Origin of the sequence: Klebsiella sp. 141198 (genome assembly GCF_050600785.1) — a bacterium.
Lineage (GTDB): Bacteria > Pseudomonadota > Gammaproteobacteria > Enterobacterales > Enterobacteriaceae > Klebsiella > Klebsiella aerogenes.
This window is the reverse complement of sequence record NZ_JAQIRM010000002.1, coordinates 413,329-429,156: the sequence shown is the minus strand read 5'-3', so window position 1 is coordinate 429,156 and position 15,828 is coordinate 413,329. Positions and strand designations below refer to the sequence as shown.

Sequence of the window (15,828 nt, the reverse complement as noted above, 5' to 3'; positions counted from 1 at the left end):
GACTGAGGAAGGGAAAATGATGGTGCGGCGTATGAAGTTGCTTTGCTCTCTGGTGATGATGTTGGCCAGCTACAGCGCGTTGGCGGTAAGTTATCCGTTGCCGCCGGAAGGGAGTCGTCTGGTTGGCAGTCCGATTAAAATCAGCGTGCCCGAGCGTAATACCCAGCCGTTGGAAACCTTTGCCGCGCAGTACGGGCAGGGGCTGAGCAACATGCTGGAGGCTAACCCCGGCGTCGATGTCTATTTACCCAAATCCGGAACTTCGTTGATTATTCCGCAGCAATTGATCCTGCCTGCTACCGTGCGTAGCGGTATCGTGATAAACGTCGCCGAGATGCGGCTTTATTATTATCCGCCTGAGGGCACTACCGTCGAGGTGCTACCGATCGGTATTGGCCAGGCGGGGCGCGAGACGCCGCGTAACTGGGTAACGACCGTGGAACGTAAGCAGGAAGGGCCTACCTGGGTACCGACGGCGAATACCCGTCGTGAGTACGCTAAAGAAGGTAAAACCCTGCCGGCGATGGTACCCGCCGGGCCAGATAATCCGATGGGGCTGTATGCTATCTACATCGGCAGGCTGTATGCCATTCATGGAACTAATGCCAATTTTGGCATTGGCCTGCGGGTGAGCCAGGGCTGTATTCGCCTGCGCAACGATGACATTAAATACTTGTTCGATAATGTACCGGTCGGCACGCGAGTACAGATTATCGATCAGCCGGTGAAGTACACCACCGAGCCGGACGGCAGCCGCTGGCTGGAAGTGCATGAACCGTTGTCGCGTAATCGTTCGGAATTTGAGTCAGACCGCAAAGTGCCGCTGCCGTATACCCCGGCAATACGCGAGTTTGTGCAGGGAGCTGGCGTGAACGTCGGGCGCGCGGATTCAGCGTTACAGAGACGTTCCGGGATGCCGGTGAATATTAGTAGCTCAGCGGTGGAAGCCAGTTTTTAACGGCATGAAGGCTAAAAAGCAAAAAGCCTGCTTAAAAGCAGGCTTTTTAAATTTGGCTCCTCTGACTGGACTCGAACCAGTGACATACGGATTAACAGTCCGCCGTTCTACCGACTGAACTACAGAGGAATCGTGTGAACGAGGCGCATACTACTGGCCTCGCATTTTGGTGTCAACACTAAATTTAACCAGCTGATTCAATTGGCGAAATTTAGTTCAAAGCGTGTTTTTAATGAACAACCCGCACGTCGTCTTCATCCAGCAGATCGTTTTGCCGTAAACGTTGTAGCGGATCCTGACGATAGAACTGGCAGAACCGCTGCCATAGCGCCGGGAAACGGGGGGCGAATAGCTCTGGGGCGCTAAAGAAATATTCAGATAGCACCGCAAAGCACTCTGCCGGGTCGGTTGCCGCATAGGCATCAATGCTGGCGGCGCTTTCGCCGACCAAATCGATCTCATCCTGAATGTTGTTCATCGCCGCATGTAGATCGTGCTCCCAACCAGCGACTTCACGCAAGGGAATGAAAGGAACCCCGCTGGCGCGATCGCCGTTACGCGAATCCAGCTTGTGCGCGACCTCATGCACGATCAGGTTAAAACCGGAGGCATCGAAAGAGTCCTGGATATCTAACCAGTTAAGGATAATGGGACCCTGCTGCCAGCTTTGGCCGGACTGGACAACGCGTTGATTATGCACCAGGCCGATGTCATCTTCCCATTCGTCATCAACGACAAAGGGGGCAGGGTAGATCAAGACTTCATGGAAGCCATCTAACCATTCAAGGCCGAGTTCAAGTACCGGCAGGCAAAAGAGTAGTGCGATACGCGCGCTGTGTAGTGGGGTTAACTCAAATCCCTGTAACGGCACCAGACGTTTTTGCTGTAAAAAACGAGCTGCCATTTGGCACAGCTGCTGCTGTTCCTGTTGAGTGAGGTTTGCTAAAACCGGAATGGCAACCGCTTGTTGCCACGGGATTTCGCCATTACCTGTCTGTTCTTCTGCTTTCCACGGCCATTTAAACATCATATCGCTCGCAAAGTCGTCACTTGAACTCAATTTAAGGGACTGGAGCTATTAAAATGCCAAAGAACCTGGCATTATAGCAACCTCAACAGCGGAGAGATGCCGGAGCGGCTGAACGGACCGGTCTCGAAAACCGGAGTAGGGGCAACTCTACCGGGGGTTCAAATCCCCCTCTCTCCGCCACTATTCAATCACTTACGCCAATTCCCTTCAACGACATCCATCACACTTGGTATACTGTTGGTATATTCCGTTGCTATATTTTTATCAATAATCATCTTCTGAATCCTCGATAATTGCTACACCGGGTGTGGGCGAAACGTTGCCTATCTTTGCTCGAACTCTCCTGTTATGAAATGCCTTTCGCTTTCAAGGTTATTTTGAGTTTACGCCCTAACCATTCAGTAGCACCTCCGTGATCCTTTTCACGGCAACCCTAAGAGGCTTCAGTATGGGGAGCAGGTTTGCCGGCAGGCACATGAAAGAGTGTGGTCAGTAGCCCACCTACCGGTATAGAGGTGGTGATGATGAACACATCTCGTCCCGAATCGCCTTGAGAGGCAGTTTACAGTAGCAAAGTTCCATCTGGAGTGGTGCGGTGATAATAGTTCTGCAAAAAGTTATTCACGGAATTTACTGTCGTAAATAGACGATCTTGATAAGTCAGTGTGACGGAATGAATGGACTAACATAAAAAGTTGCAGGTAATCGAAGCTTCAATCCCTGCAACTACAAAATTACCTGATGTATCAATAGCCAGTAAGAAAATTTATTGGCGAATAAGTATACTCCTCCAGAATTCTTCTGTTGTGAGCTTGTTAGTCACTTCTGAGTATTTTTTTCTCTGTGTTCTCGATGCAAGGATTATCTTTAAGGTATTAAACAATATCTCAATAAAACCTGATGCCTGCTGTTTTTTTGATGCCTCAGCAATATAGCCTGTTTTATTGCCGCGGTCGTAATAAAAAACCTTTTTGTACCTGAAAATCTGTCTCAGTGACACGCCTGATGTCTTTTCCTGATAAATGATTTTGTTTTTTGAAGGCGCCAGAAATCCATTTAACGTAATAATTCTGAAAAGTCGCCGTGATTTTGTTTCGAAATTACACTTAAACTCTACGCTGTTATCTGGAGGAGATATCGGTTTCATTTTTTCATTAAAAGTTATAGCATTTAATGCTTCACGAACATCCTTCATGTCTGCATTATTTTTCCAAAAGTCGGGATCGCCATAGACATGTTTGAAAGCTAAATTGATGGCGGCTGCACTACCATATTGATGAGCAAGCAGGCTTTTCAGATGAAAGGAAATATATGTGCCGATTATGTCTTTAACTGGTCGGCCAAAAAATAACATATTTACAAGATGATTGCGCGTATCAAGGTAGGCCGTCAACGGTGAGGTCTTAGAAGAGAAATCTTCCTCCGCATAACAAGCAATGCCATTTGTTGTTAATATATCAAAGTCGTTCATCATGCCGAATAAGATATCATCACCGCGAACAAAAAAAGGAAATGCAAAACTCTTGACGTGATTTATCGGGAATGCAAAGAACCACCACGCGCCATAGTTAGGAAATTGCATGAGGGTTTCTGTTTTTACCAGGGATTCCACATCATTTAATCGCCACCCTGAGTAAATTGGATGACATACCCTATCAAAAAATGCACCTTTTTCAACTAAAGCATCGGGGCGCACACCGGTAAATAATGAACCAGAAACCGCAGCGTTGTCGTTTAATGCATAACTCAGTACAGAGTATGTCTTTTTGATGCATTCGGCTTCGCAACTTGCATCATCATCCATGAATAATGTGTGGGTGAAATCACCTTCATCAATGTAATGAAGTAGACCTCTCATAAATCCACCCGCACCACCAGTATTCTTATTGGGAATAACCCTAATCCCATTAGCCTCGCGAGCCGTTATATTCTTTGAGTTATCAATAACGGTAAAGTCAATGAGTCCGCGATAGTCATCATTTTCTAGTATTTCTCGCTTTATTCTCATCATTGAGGGGATGACATATTTTTTTCTGTCAAAATGTGTTATTGATATTCCGAGCTTTACTTTTCTGCGGGGAGATTGATTGGTAAACCATTCGCCGCTATTAAGGGAGACAATCCCATTTATCGGAGTTATTTCTATATATATAATGCCGCGATTGAGAGTGTCAGCCAAATCCAGAGTGAATATTTCTTGAGACAGGCTATTGAGGGACACGGTTGCTGATGCCAGTTCATATCTTGACATTTCTTCTGTAATAAGCAAGGCGCTGATTTTTGCTAAGCCAGTGCCTGATGCATTGAATGCAAGATCGTGTATTCCGCATTTTTCTTTCCAGAGAATAGTGGAAAAACCATTGTAATAGGTATCAAAAGAAATTTTCCCTCCGGGAAATACGGTAATAATATTTTCCGAAAATGAAAAAAGGCTCCCTCTGATGTACATGCTTTCAGATGCACCAAACCTGGCGTTTGGCATAACCAACCGCTGTAAGCATTTTGCTGTTTCCATTATTCCTCTTTTTATTATTTAATGCCTGGTGAAATTTAATAGGATGGTTGACAACTAACCGAGATTATTATTGGCAAAGCTGCCCGTGGCTATCGCAACCAAATGGCATACCTGAACAATATTATTGACCATCCGTATTAGTCGCTAGTGATATCGCAATTTTAAGAGAAAACGAATCCCATAACTTTCTTCGCTTGCCATGGGATTTTACATGGCATAGCCCTTATCCATGTTAGTTTGAGACGTTTTCCTGCATCGCGGCTGAAATTTAATGTCTCTTGTCATACATGTATTTGCTAACTTTAGAACAACAATCATCACAGAGACGATCCTTCTCAGCCATTAACCTTTCGAAAAACCTAAGCTTCTTACCGCAGCGCATGCAGTATTTACATTTAAATAATTTCACTGTGTAACTATACCAATTTGTTGTTTTTTCAATCAATGCATTTCAGACAGCTAAACCTGCTGTAGTCATGCTCTCATAAGGGTTTTTACGTGTTGTGAAGCGACACGACAAAGCTCCTCACGCTATAAGCTAGCTCGGTTATTACCTGTTTAAGAGTCACAAAATGTCCTTCCCTGTGAAGGGGATATTTTAAAGGCGTATTTTTCATGTGGATAATTGTTATGACAGATCGATTTTGTTAAATCGATCGGTTAAAACGATCGTTTTTGTAAGGGTATTCCGTTCTGGTACTGGAGTGGGGGGGAGATGTAGGGAGTGTAAGAGAGAGGGTCACCCGGCAACCGGAGGGCAAATATCCTGCCTTCTGTGCCAGAGTATTATTGAGCCATTCCCATGACAAAAGTTTGAATTACTTCAGTGGATTGATATATGCCGATGCCGCGAAAAGCTGATCGTTAAAACGAAAAAAGCCTGCACGTGGCAGGCTTTGATAATGAGGGGATATTAGAACTGGTAGACCAGGCCCAGCGCGACTACGTCATCTGTCGCAATGCCGTTGGCGCGGTAGAAGTAGTCGTCTTCGTCCAGCAGGTTGATTTTGTAATCAACGTAGGTAGACATGTTTTTGTTGAAGTAGTAAGTCATACCCACATCAACGTATTTAACCAGGTCTTTGTCGCCGCTGTTGTACAGGTCTTTACCTTTAGACTGCAGATAAGCGACAGATGGACGCAGCGGTAAATCGAAATCGTCGAACTGATACTGGGCAACAACTTCGAAGTTCTGAGTCTTGTTGGCAATACCGCCGCCAAGATAGCTGGTGGATTTACCGAAGGAAGTCATGTTGCGGGTTTCCGCGTACATTGCGGCCAGGTAGATGTTGTTAGCATCGTATTTCGCGCCCACGGTCCAGGCATCGGCTTTATCGCCGCCGGCGTAAGCGCTGTTGGCCGCTGCGGCCACCTGATTGTTGGTACGGTCAGAAGAAGCATATGCCGCGCCGAAGCTGATGCCCATGCCGAGATCGTAGGAAGAGGAGATACCGAAACCGTCGCCATTTTCACGCGCCAGTTTACGACCACCGCCGTTATTGGTGCCTTCGCCGGAGCCAGCGTTTTCGTTATTACCCTGATACTGCAGGGCAAAGCTCAGGCCATCAACCAGGCCGAAGAAATCGCTGTTACGATAGGTCGCCACGCCGTTGGTACGGCCAAGCATGAAGACGTCAGTTTGGGTGTAGCTGTCGCCGCCGAATTCCGGCAGTACGTCGGTCCACGCTTCGACATCATAGATAACGCCGTAGTTACGGCCGTAGTCCAGAGAACCGTAGTCAGCAAATTTCAGACCCGCGAAGCCCAGACGGGTCCAGGAGTTAGCGCCTTCACCTTCAGTGGTGTTAGCCTGAATGTTGTATTCCCACTGGCCGTAGCCGGTCAGCTGATCGTTGATCTGCGTTTCGCCTTTCACGCCTAAACGCGCGTAGGTTTGGTCGCCATCTTCGGAAGCGTCGTCGGAGAAATAGTGCAGACCGTCAACTTTTCCGTAGAGGTCAAGCTTGTTGCCGTTTTTGTTATAAATTTCCGCAGAGTGCGCCGCGCCTGCTGCTAATAACGCTGGCAGCATAATAGCCAATACTTTTCTTTTCATTATGTATTCCCTTTAATCATAATTAATATGAATTGTCTAATTCCCTGTGGAATGACGAATTGATACTAGCCGCTTAAGTTCATTTTTAATTAAATAAAAAATGTAATAAAAGTATATTAAAATATTTCAAAATATTTATTTTATATTCAATATATGTATTTTATATTCTTTGGGTAATATATATTCTCGTGGCTTATTGATGTTTTATTTTGTTTTTTAATGTCGGTCGGTTTTTAATTTCCGGTGATAATGATATCTATGCTGTAAATGACATTACAATATCATCGCTTATAATGTGATAAGTTATATTATTAAATAATTTTGTTTGATAATGAATATCGTTGGATTTCATCAAATCGTCTTATTTAAAAGCATGGCGATATCCGTAGTATATAAAGGTGCTGACCCTAACCAACATTCGTGGATGGCAAAACACGCCCGGTACCATACTCATGCTTCCAGATAAGCACGATAATTGTATAATGTGATGTGCGTCACAGATGTGTGGTTGGCGATGATGCGCTGTGGTTGATATAGGGAGAAGGATTTAATGGACGCTAAAGCGAAACGGGGCCCCGGTGGAAAGCTGGCGTTATGGGCTTTTTACGCCTTTTGCGGTTATTTTGTGTGGGCGATGGTACGGTACTGGTGGATAGTGGGTCGCATTCAAAGCGTCCCCGGCGTCAGCATTGATGGCGAATTGGGGTCAACGGCGGGCAAATGGATTGGCGCGCTGCTGGGTTTTTTGGTGCTGGGAGGAGTGGGGGCAATCCTTGGGGCGATAGCCTGGTACACGCGTCCCCCTATTCAGGTACATGAACAGCGCGATTAAAGTTGCTATGCTCGAGGCTAGTCCAGACATCAGGAAACGCTCATGTTATTAGCTGAATGGCAACAACGATTTGAAAACTGGTTAAATACGCATCATGCGCAGGAGGATGCGGCTCATGACATTTCGCACTTTCGCCGCGTCTGGAGTACCGCGCAGCAGCTGGTCGGCGATAGCGGCGCTGACGAGTTGGTTATCCTGACGGCCTGCTACTTTCACGATATTGTCAGCCTGGCTAAAAACCATCCTCAGCGTCATAACTCTTCGCGGATGGCGGCAGAGAAAACGCGGTCTATCCTGCAAAGCGCTTTCCCCGACTTTCCCGCCGACCGTTATCCTGCAGTTATGCATGCTATTGAAGCGCATAGCTTTAGTGCGGCTATATTACCGCAAAGCGTAGAGGCGAAAATTGTGCAGGATGCGGACCGACTGGAAGCGCTGGGGGCGATTGGTCTGGCTCGTGTTTTTGCCGTTTCCGGCGCGCTAAACACTATCTTGTTTGATGCTGACGATCCCTTTGCTGACCAGCGCGATCTTGATGACAAGAAATTTGCCCTCGACCATTTTCAGTGTAAATTGCTACGCCTGCCTGAGACCATGCAAACGGAGCAGGGGAGAGCGCTGGCGGTGCATAATGCCCAATTTCTGGTGCAATTTATGGCGAAGCTGGGCGCCGAACTGCGTGGCGACCCGTTGTCGTTGGATGAAGCGGTTTTGCGCCGCTTTGCGCCTGCGGTTTAAATCCGTTGCGACTATTTGTGGTACTCTCTGCAAAAATTGTCCGTGCTGGTTGAGGTTATGCCGCAAAAATTATCCAAAGAAAATCTCCTGTCTGAGCCGTCAGGGGAACACGCGCAGGCGTTATTGCGCCAGCTGATGACGATCTATGATGTCAAAACCCTGGTCGCGCAGCTGCTAGCGGTTGGCGATCAGCACTGGAGCCCGGCGATACTCAAACGGGTGGCGACGGTGAGTCATGCGGCAAGCAGGTTAACGAACGCGGAGTGCGCTTTTCTGGCGAGCCTGTTACCGTCTCCGCCGCGCCACCATCCAGACTATACGTTTCGTTTTATCGATCTCTTCGCCGGCATTGGCGGTATTCGCCACGGCTTTGAAGCTATTGGCGGGCAGTGCGTATTTACCAGCGAGTGGAATAAACACGCTGTACGTACCTATAAAGCTAACTGGTATTGCGATCCGCATCAGCACAGCTTTAACGCCGATATCCGAGAAATTACCCTCAGCCAGCGCACCGATATCAGTGATGAAGAGGCGGCGAAGTCTATCCGCGAGGCGATCCCGCAACATGATGTACTGCTCGCGGGCTTCCCCTGCCAGCCCTTTTCCCTGGCCGGGGTATCAAAGAAGAATGCCATGGGGCGCGCCCATGGTTTTGCCTGTGAAACTCAGGGAACACTTTTTTTTGATGTTGTCAGAATTATTGCCGCCCGTCGTCCGCCGATCTTCGTGCTGGAAAACGTCAAGAATCTGAAGAGCCACGATAAAGGCAGAACCTTTCGCATTATCATGCAGACGCTGGATGAGCTTGGTTATGAGGTGGCGGATGCCAATCATGTAGGCGCCGATGACCCCAAGGTTATCGATGGACGTCATTTCTTACCCCAGCACCGTGAGCGTATTGTGCTGGTGGGTTTTCGTCGCGATTTACAATTGCATGAAGGATTTACGCTGCGCGATATCACCAGTTTGTATCCGCCGCAGCGGCCAACCTTCGGCGAGTTATTGGATCCCACTGTCGATGCTAAATTCATTCTGACGCCGGTTCTGTGGAAGTATCTCTATCGTTACGCGCGTAAACATCAGGCGCGTGGCAACGGTTTCGGTTACGGTCTGGTCGACCCGACCAATCCAGGCAGCGTCGCGCGAACGCTATCTGCGCGCTACTACAAAGATGGCGCTGAGATCCTGGTCGATCGCGGTTGGGATAAACCATTGGGCGAAAAGCATTTTGACGATCCACAAAATCAACTACGCCGCCCGCGGCGTTTAACACCGCGCGAGTGCGCAAGATTGATGGGCTTCGAAGCACCGGGAGAACACCGTTTTCGTATTCCTGTTTCCGATACTCAGGCCTATCGCCAATTCGGTAATTCGGTGGTAGTCCCGGTGTTTGCCGCGGTAGCAAAATTGCTGGCGCCGCGGATTGCCGAAGCGGTAAAACTGCGCGTTGCCGGAGATAGCGATGGCGGACGTTCACGATAAGGCCACTCGTAGTAAAAATATGCGCGCTATCGCAACCCGCGATACGGCAATTGAGAAGCGGTTGGCGGCGCTGCTCACGCAGGCTGGATTCACTTTTCGCGTTCAGGAAGCATCGCTACCCGGGCGGCCTGATTTTCTGCTGCCTGACTACCGCTGCGTTATCTTTACCCATGGCTGCTTTTGGCACCATCATCACTGTTATCTGTTCAAAGTACCGGCGACCCGTACCGATTTCTGGCTGAAAAAGATTGGCGCTAACGTGCGGCGCGATCGCCGTGACCTGGCGATGTTGATAGAACAAGGCTGGCGGGTGCTTATTGTCTGGGAGTGCGCGCTCCGCGGGCGGCAGAAATTAAGCGATGAGGCCTTACGCGATCGTCTGGAGGAGTGGATCTGCGGCGGTGGAAATTGCGCGCAGATCGACACTCAGGGCATCGGTTTTATCGATCCGATTGACAAGGAGTAACGGTTGAGCGGGCAGGGAAGAGATATTTACCTAGCGTCACTAATACGACGGCGAAAATAATCACCGCCAGCGCCAGCCACTCGATCATGGAGAGGCTTTCACCGCCAAACCCGGTCCCCAATAGCACGGCGACCACCGGGTTGACATAGGCATAGCTGGTAGCAACCGCCGGCGTCACGTTACGTATCAGATACATATAGGCGTTAATGGCGATAAGCGAGCCAAAAATGGCCAGATAAGCAACGGCCAAAATACCGGACCAGGACGGCATTTGAGTGAGCTTCTCCCCTGAGAACCATGATGCCGCGGAAAGCACAATCCCTGCCGCCAGCATTTCAATCGCGCCAGCCATCATCCCGGTTGGTAATTCAATACGCGAGCCGTAAACCGAGCCAAACGCCCAGCTCAGGGAACCAATCAGAATCAGCAATGCTCCCCAGGGGTTGCCGCTGAGATTGCCGCCGCTATTGAGCATCACAATTCCCGCCAGGCCAATCGCGATACCGAACCATTCCAGCTTGCGCGTGACAATGCCAAAAAAACGGCTGAAGCAGAGCGTAAATAGCGGGACGGTGGCGACCATCACCGCGGCGATACCTGATGGTACATGCTGATGTTCTGCAAGAGTAACGAAGCCATTGCCGACGGCAAGCAACAGGATGCCTATCAGCGCCGCATTAAGTAGCGGTCGTCGGGCCGGGAGTTTATGACCGGTGGCCAGTAAATAGATAAGCAACACGCCGCCGGCAGAGAGAAAGCGGATCCCGGCCATCATCAACGGCGGCCAGCTGGCGACGCCAATAGCGATAGCAAAATAGGTTGACCCCCAAATGATATACAGCGCAAACAGCGCGCCGATAAGGGGTAACAGCTGACGGGTAGACATACTTCCTCGCGACGAAAAGAGATAGAAAGGGAACATATAGTTAACGTGAAAACTAACGTGCTGGCGAGCGCTTTCAATGTGATTTTTTTGTTATATTTTTGTTGACTAATGACATCTCTGGGCGAGAGGGCGCTTTTGCCTCATACTCTATGTTTCATAAACAGAAATTGAAGGAAGCACATTTTGGCGGGAAGTAGTCTTTTAACCTTATTGGACGATATTGCCACGCTGCTGGATGATATCTCCGTCATGGGAAAACTAGCGGCTAAGAAAACGGCGGGCGTACTGGGCGATGATCTTTCTCTCAACGCGCAGCAGGTTACTGGCGTAAGGGCTAACCGCGAGCTCCCGGTGGTGTGGGGGGTAGCAAAAGGCTCGTTTCTGAATAAAGTGATTCTGGTGCCGCTGGCGTTACTTATCAGCGCATTTATTCCCTGGGCTATTACGCCGCTATTGATGCTGGGCGGCGCTTTTCTCTGCTTTGAAGGCTTTGAAAAAGTGCTGCATAACCTGCATGCGCGCAAGAATAAGGAAGACCCGAAACTGCGCCAGCAGCGCCTGGAAACGCTCGCCGCCCAGGACCCGCTGGCCTTTGAACGCGATAAAGTAAAAGGGGCGATCCGTACCGATTTTATCTTATCAGCTGAAATCGTCGCGATAACCTTGGGTATTGTAGCTGATGCGCCCTTGCTTAATCAGATCCTGATTTTATCCGGTATCGCCATTCTTGTGACCGTTGGGGTTTACGGTCTGGTAGGCGTCATTGTCAAGCTGGATGACATGGGCTATTGGCTGGTAGAGAAAAAAAGCGTACTGGCGCAGGGGGTAGGAAAAGCCCTCCTGGCCATCGCGCCGCGGTTGATGAAAATTCTGACTTTCGTCGGTACCCTGGCGATGTTTTTGGTTGGCGGCGGTATTGTGGTTCACGGCGTAGCGCCGCTGCATCATTTCATCGAAAATCTTGCCCATGGACTGAGTGGAATGTTGGCATCCACATTGCCTGTAGTCGCTAATCTGGTGCTAGGATTTATTATTGGCGCTATCGTTTTTGGCGTTGTTAAAGCTATAGCCGCATTACGCGGTAACGCGAAATAAATCCCTGCTTCGGTTACGCAAGATGGGCCGGCGTCGTCTAAGGTGAAACTGTTTCTTCCTGATACCGGAGGCAAAAATGGTCTTGTTGGTCAGTGATGAAGTCAGACGGAAAAGCGGCGGGCCGCGAATGGTCGTCACCGGCATTGCCGGCGACATGGTCGAGTGCCGGTGGTATGACGGTCACGTCGTACAGCGTGAAGCCTTCCGTGAAGATGAGTTGGTCCGCGGCGAAGGGCAACGTTCGCAGCATAATTAGATGTGCAGCGCCCGCTGGTGCGGGCGCTTTTAATATTGATTACGTTCGGACAAGGAGCGTTGATGTTGTTGGTTTCTTTGACCGTACTGCGAGTGAATAATGGATAAGCCGCTGTGGCTAAAAAAGTTCCGTCGCCTCTTCAATCCGGGGCGTGTGGTCAATATCTGTTTCATCGTGGTGCTGTTCTTTTCAACGTTACTCATCTGGCGAGAGATCCGGGTACTGGAAGAAGCGTACGTCGCCAACCAACGTAATAATCTTGAGAACGTGGCCCATGAAATGGATGGGCTGTTGCAATTTAATCTCAACCGGCTGCTCTTTTTTCGCAACAGTATGCAATCGGCGCTGGAGAATCCGCTGGATTTCGCCATCCTGCGCCGGGCCGAGCAGGAGTACATCAGTAAACGGCACGATCCCATCTGGTCAGTCGAGCTAAACAACCGGCGTACTCTGACGGTATACGGAGTCTCCGATTCTTTTGTCGACGCTGACGACTTGTTGTCGCGTAACAATCCTCAGGCCAGCAATGAATTGATGGCTACCCTTGAGCTTGGCTATCTTCTGCGTTTGACCAACAATAACCGAATCTTCAGCGAGCGCATGTCCTACGTTTCTCGTAGCGGTTTCTACACCACCACCGATGCTCCGCGCAGCTCCAGCCAGGTGCTGGCGCAGTTTTCGCGAGATACGGGTTCAGCATGGTTTATGCGGCAAACCCAGCGTGATAATCCGGGGCGAGGGATCCTTTGGCAAACCACTCAACAGGAAGACGGATATACGCAACCGCAGGTGGTTACGGCCTCGATTCCCCTGGACTATGAGCACTACTGGCTGGGCGTGCTGGCGATGGATTTTTCCATCCGCGACCTGCAGAATTTTCTCGTCAGTGCGGTAAAAGGAGGGCAAATGGGCGAGTATCAGCTGTATGACAAGCAGCTCAATTTGCTGGCCTCTTCGGCGCCGGATGATGTGCTGACGCCGCTCTCGCCCACGGAACAAGAAAAACTTCGCTATGCGTTGGCCAATGATAACCATGGCGGCATACGCCAGTTAACTCGCTATATCAGTTGGGAAAAGATCCGTAACTTTGACGGCGTACTTTTGCATATCCATACCCTTAAGGAGGGGGTGCGTGGTGATTTCGGGACCATTTCCATCGCCCTGACCCTGATGTGGTTAATGTTTACCCTCATGCTGATCGTGTCCTGGCTGGTTATCCGCCGCATGGTCATCAATATGAGCGTGTTGCAGGCGTCGCTTGAATGGCAGGCCTGGCATGATGCATTAACACGGCTGTTAAATCGCGGCGCCCTGTTTGAGCGGGCGATTGCGGCGGCACGAAGCTGCTGGCGGAATAATCAACCCATATCCGTCATTCAGCTGGATCTGGATTATTTTAAAGGTATTAATGATAAACACGGACACCAGGCCGGGGACCGTGTTCTGACCCTGGTGGGAAGCACCATTATGGGGCAGATTCGCGAGGAGGATATTGCCGGACGCGTTGGCGGGGAAGAGTTCTGTATCGTTTTACCCAATACGCAACTGTCGCAAGCGCGCGCGATTGCTGAGCGTATTCGTCTGCGTATCCATAGCCGGGAGATATTGCTGCACAACAGCGTTAGTTTACGGATCAGCGCCTCATTGGGGGTCAGTAGTAGTGAGACATCAGATGAGTTTAACTTTGAGGAGCTGCAGTCGATTGCCGATCATCGTTTGTATCTGGCAAAGCAGAATGGACGCAACCGGGTATGTTCGGCCGGATAGACTTTGGTAAGGTGAGAACGCTCACCTTATCTGCGGCGTTGATGTTCTTCGGTATAGGAAAATTCTTAAAAAATACACCGCTTCGCCGCACCGTTCGTAACAGAACGATAAGGGGCAGGCCTTGTCACGCTTGGGTTATTAAATTGGTTGTACATATAAGCCGCATTTCTCAATAATTCTCATCATCAATACTTCTTGTCATGCAAAATAATTGAGGATAATGTCTTCCATGCATCGGATTTCCCGGTGTAACGAATTTTCAAGTGCTTCTTGCATTAGCAAGTTTGATCCCGACTCCTGCGAGTCGGGATTTTTTTCACCTATGCTTAGCGATTGGCTTCAGTAACGCTAAAGTCATGAATATCAAGCTCAAAAGCTTCAGCCAGCTCGCGCCAGGTGTGTTCGTTACGACCATCGATACTGACATGGTGCGGATCATCTTCGCTACGATGCACTTCGCTTTCGCTTATCTCATTGATCGCCGCCAGTAGGGCATCGACATTAACGTCAATCCCGTCTGTATTCGTCACACCGCGGTCTTTAGCGGATTTCATCATCACTACCTCGCTCGGCTCTGATAGGGCCTCTTTAAGTATAGACGGTCTATAAAAACGGCAGTCACGCTGGCTGAACGCTGCGTGATGACGGGTTTTGTTCTACACTGGCTCAAAACGAGAGGAGGCGAGTTATGCAGGTAAACGATCGTGTCACGGTAAAGACCGACGGTGGCCCACGTCGTTCGGGGGTAGTACTGGCAATTGAGTCGTTTAGTGAGGGAACCATGTATCTTGTTGCGCTGGAAGACTATCCGCTTGGGATCTGGTTTTTCAACGAAGTGGGGCACCCGGACGGCATTTTTGTTGAGAAAGCTGAGTAGGTCCACAGGCAGAAACTGGCGGGTATCGCCGCCAGTTTGCTATCAGCGCATATTGACGTAAATCCCGGAAGTAATGTTTTCAGCCAACCGAACAATATGGTAAATCACCTGTTTATTATGCGTCTGGATTTTTTTCTTAATATTACCTTTATGTGACGACACGGTTTTTGCTTTGATATTCATCTGTCTGGAAATATGTGAGGTCGCGTGTCCGGCCATCCACATCTGCAGCATATTCGATTCTGCCTGACTGAGCGATAAAGTAGGAATGCGGGTGCGTAACTGGTTTAGATGATTGGCGGTATCGGTTTGCAGACAATTACCCAGAATGTTATCAAGGTCTTTCGGTGTTAGCGATTTTGAACTGATAAGTAGATTCTTGCGCACAAGTAAGTAGTGGTCAAAATGGATGTTTGCCAAAGACATAAAAATAACAAATAAGGTATCAGGGTTGGTGGTAATGATGTCGCGGATAAGTTGATTGCTCTCATCGTGATGTATAAAACAGTCCTCGTTGAGAAACACAACCGCCGGACGCAGTGATTCGCAGCGCTCCTTCAAACTAAGTGCGCTACGCACCTCAATGATATCGCGCTTCTTTATTCCCCGGCTTGCCAGATATCCGGTTAAACCTAGCCGGGTATAGCTGCACAAATCCATGATAATCGTTGACATGACCCATCCTCAATCAACACGTAACGATAATTCATCTGGCGCCTGGCCGTGTGATGAAGTCCATTTTTATAACGCCTGACTTTATGCGGAAAGCATTAGCCAGACTAAACTATTCGCTAATAATACTCATAATTTGCCAGGAATATTCTTAAAGTAAAGCCATGAAAAAAGAATAAACAGTTCCTGACAGTAATA

General features: G+C 49.0%; 15 protein-coding genes and 2 tRNA genes. 10 read left to right on the top strand and 7 right to left on the bottom strand.

Going from position 1 to position 15,828, the window contains the following annotated elements:
- The first annotated feature begins 16 nt into the window (after positions 1-16).
- On the top strand, positions 17-958 hold the full coding sequence (gene ldtA, locus PGR10_RS07440; RefSeq protein ID WP_087860504.1) for a L,D-transpeptidase: 942 nt from the start codon (positions 17-19) through the stop codon (positions 956-958).
- A gap of 53 nt (positions 959-1,011) precedes the next feature.
- Here ldtA and PGR10_RS07435 read toward each other — a convergent pair.
- Both PGR10_RS07435 and mtfA read right to left on the bottom strand, forming a co-directional pair.
- Positions 1,012-1,087 (bottom strand) — tRNA-Asn (locus PGR10_RS07435).
- A gap of 100 nt (positions 1,088-1,187) precedes the next feature.
- Positions 1,188-1,988, bottom strand: coding sequence for a DgsA anti-repressor MtfA (gene mtfA, locus PGR10_RS07430; RefSeq protein ID WP_183269054.1), 801 nt, complete (start codon positions 1,986-1,988; stop codon positions 1,188-1,190).
- Between the two features lie 90 nt (positions 1,989-2,078).
- Between mtfA and PGR10_RS07425 the strand changes: the two genes are divergently transcribed.
- Positions 2,079-2,168, top strand: a tRNA-Ser gene (locus PGR10_RS07425).
- 586 nt (positions 2,169-2,754) lie between these two features.
- Here the strand turns inward: PGR10_RS07425 and PGR10_RS07420 are convergent.
- Both PGR10_RS07420 and ompC read right to left on the bottom strand, forming a co-directional pair.
- Entirely contained in the window at positions 2,755-4,503 is a 1,749-nt protein-coding gene (locus PGR10_RS07420; protein WP_087860505.1) for a glycosyltransferase, read from the bottom strand.
- A 913-nt stretch (positions 4,504-5,416) separates the two neighbouring features.
- Complete coding sequence (gene ompC, locus PGR10_RS07415) at positions 5,417-6,559, bottom strand: porin OmpC (protein WP_213794517.1); 1,143 nt, start codon at positions 6,557-6,559, stop codon at positions 5,417-5,419.
- 550 nt (positions 6,560-7,109) lie between these two features.
- Between ompC and drpB the strand changes: the two genes are divergently transcribed.
- From drpB to PGR10_RS07395, 4 genes are read left to right on the top strand one after another with little or no spacing between them, the layout of a single operon-like run.
- Complete coding sequence (gene drpB / locus PGR10_RS07410) at positions 7,110-7,391, top strand: cell division protein DrpB (protein ID WP_213316858.1); 282 nt, start codon at positions 7,110-7,112, stop codon at positions 7,389-7,391.
- A gap of 42 nt (positions 7,392-7,433) precedes the next feature.
- Positions 7,434-8,129 (top strand): phosphohydrolase, encoded by a 696-nt coding sequence (locus PGR10_RS07405; protein ID WP_087860508.1) that lies wholly within the window; start codon positions 7,434-7,436, stop codon positions 8,127-8,129.
- 57 nt (positions 8,130-8,186) lie between these two features.
- Positions 8,187-9,611, top strand: coding sequence for a DNA cytosine methyltransferase (locus tag PGR10_RS07400; RefSeq protein ID WP_430923263.1), 1,425 nt, complete (start codon positions 8,187-8,189; stop codon positions 9,609-9,611).
- A complete protein-coding gene (locus PGR10_RS07395) occupies positions 9,592-10,077 on the top strand; it encodes a very short patch repair endonuclease (RefSeq protein WP_087860510.1) in 486 nt (161 codons plus the stop codon). The genes PGR10_RS07400 and PGR10_RS07395 overlap by 20 nt, the downstream gene beginning before the upstream one ends.
- Here PGR10_RS07395 and yedA read toward each other — a convergent pair.
- Entirely contained in the window at positions 10,052-10,963 is a 912-nt protein-coding gene (yedA, locus tag PGR10_RS07390) for a drug/metabolite exporter YedA (RefSeq protein WP_113373549.1), read from the bottom strand. The genes PGR10_RS07395 and yedA overlap by 26 nt on opposite strands.
- A 183-nt stretch (positions 10,964-11,146) precedes the next feature.
- Here yedA and PGR10_RS07385 point away from each other — a divergent pair, with 183 nt between their 5' ends.
- The 3 genes from PGR10_RS07385 to dgcQ all read left to right on the top strand — a co-directional run bounded on the left by PGR10_RS07385 (position 11,147) and on the right by dgcQ (position 14,081).
- A complete protein-coding gene (locus PGR10_RS07385; protein ID WP_113373550.1) occupies positions 11,147-12,058 on the top strand; it encodes a DUF808 family protein in 912 nt (303 codons plus the stop codon).
- 76 nt (positions 12,059-12,134) lie between these two features.
- A complete protein-coding gene (locus PGR10_RS07380; RefSeq protein ID WP_045390229.1) occupies positions 12,135-12,314 on the top strand; it encodes a YodC family protein in 180 nt (59 codons plus the stop codon).
- Positions 12,315-12,413: 99 nt separating this feature from the next.
- Complete coding sequence (gene dgcQ, locus PGR10_RS07375) at positions 12,414-14,081, top strand: cellulose biosynthesis regulator diguanylate cyclase DgcQ (RefSeq protein ID WP_213316859.1); 1,668 nt, start codon at positions 12,414-12,416, stop codon at positions 14,079-14,081.
- 326 nt (positions 14,082-14,407) lie between these two features.
- Here dgcQ and yodD read toward each other — a convergent pair whose 3' ends face one another.
- Positions 14,408-14,635 (bottom strand): YodD family peroxide/acid resistance protein, encoded by a 228-nt coding sequence (gene yodD, locus PGR10_RS07370; protein ID WP_045390235.1) that lies wholly within the window; start codon positions 14,633-14,635, stop codon positions 14,408-14,410.
- A gap of 134 nt (positions 14,636-14,769) precedes the next feature.
- Between yodD and dsrB the strand changes: the two genes are divergently transcribed.
- Positions 14,770-14,958, top strand: a complete 189-nt coding sequence (gene dsrB, locus PGR10_RS07365; protein WP_015365898.1) for a protein DsrB — start codon at positions 14,770-14,772, stop codon at positions 14,956-14,958.
- A gap of 42 nt (positions 14,959-15,000) precedes the next feature.
- On the opposite strand, the gene rcsA is transcribed toward dsrB, so the two are convergent.
- Entirely contained in the window at positions 15,001-15,633 is a 633-nt protein-coding gene (gene rcsA, locus PGR10_RS07360) for a transcriptional regulator RcsA (protein ID WP_087860515.1), read from the bottom strand.
- Positions 15,634-15,828: the final 195 nt, after the last annotated feature.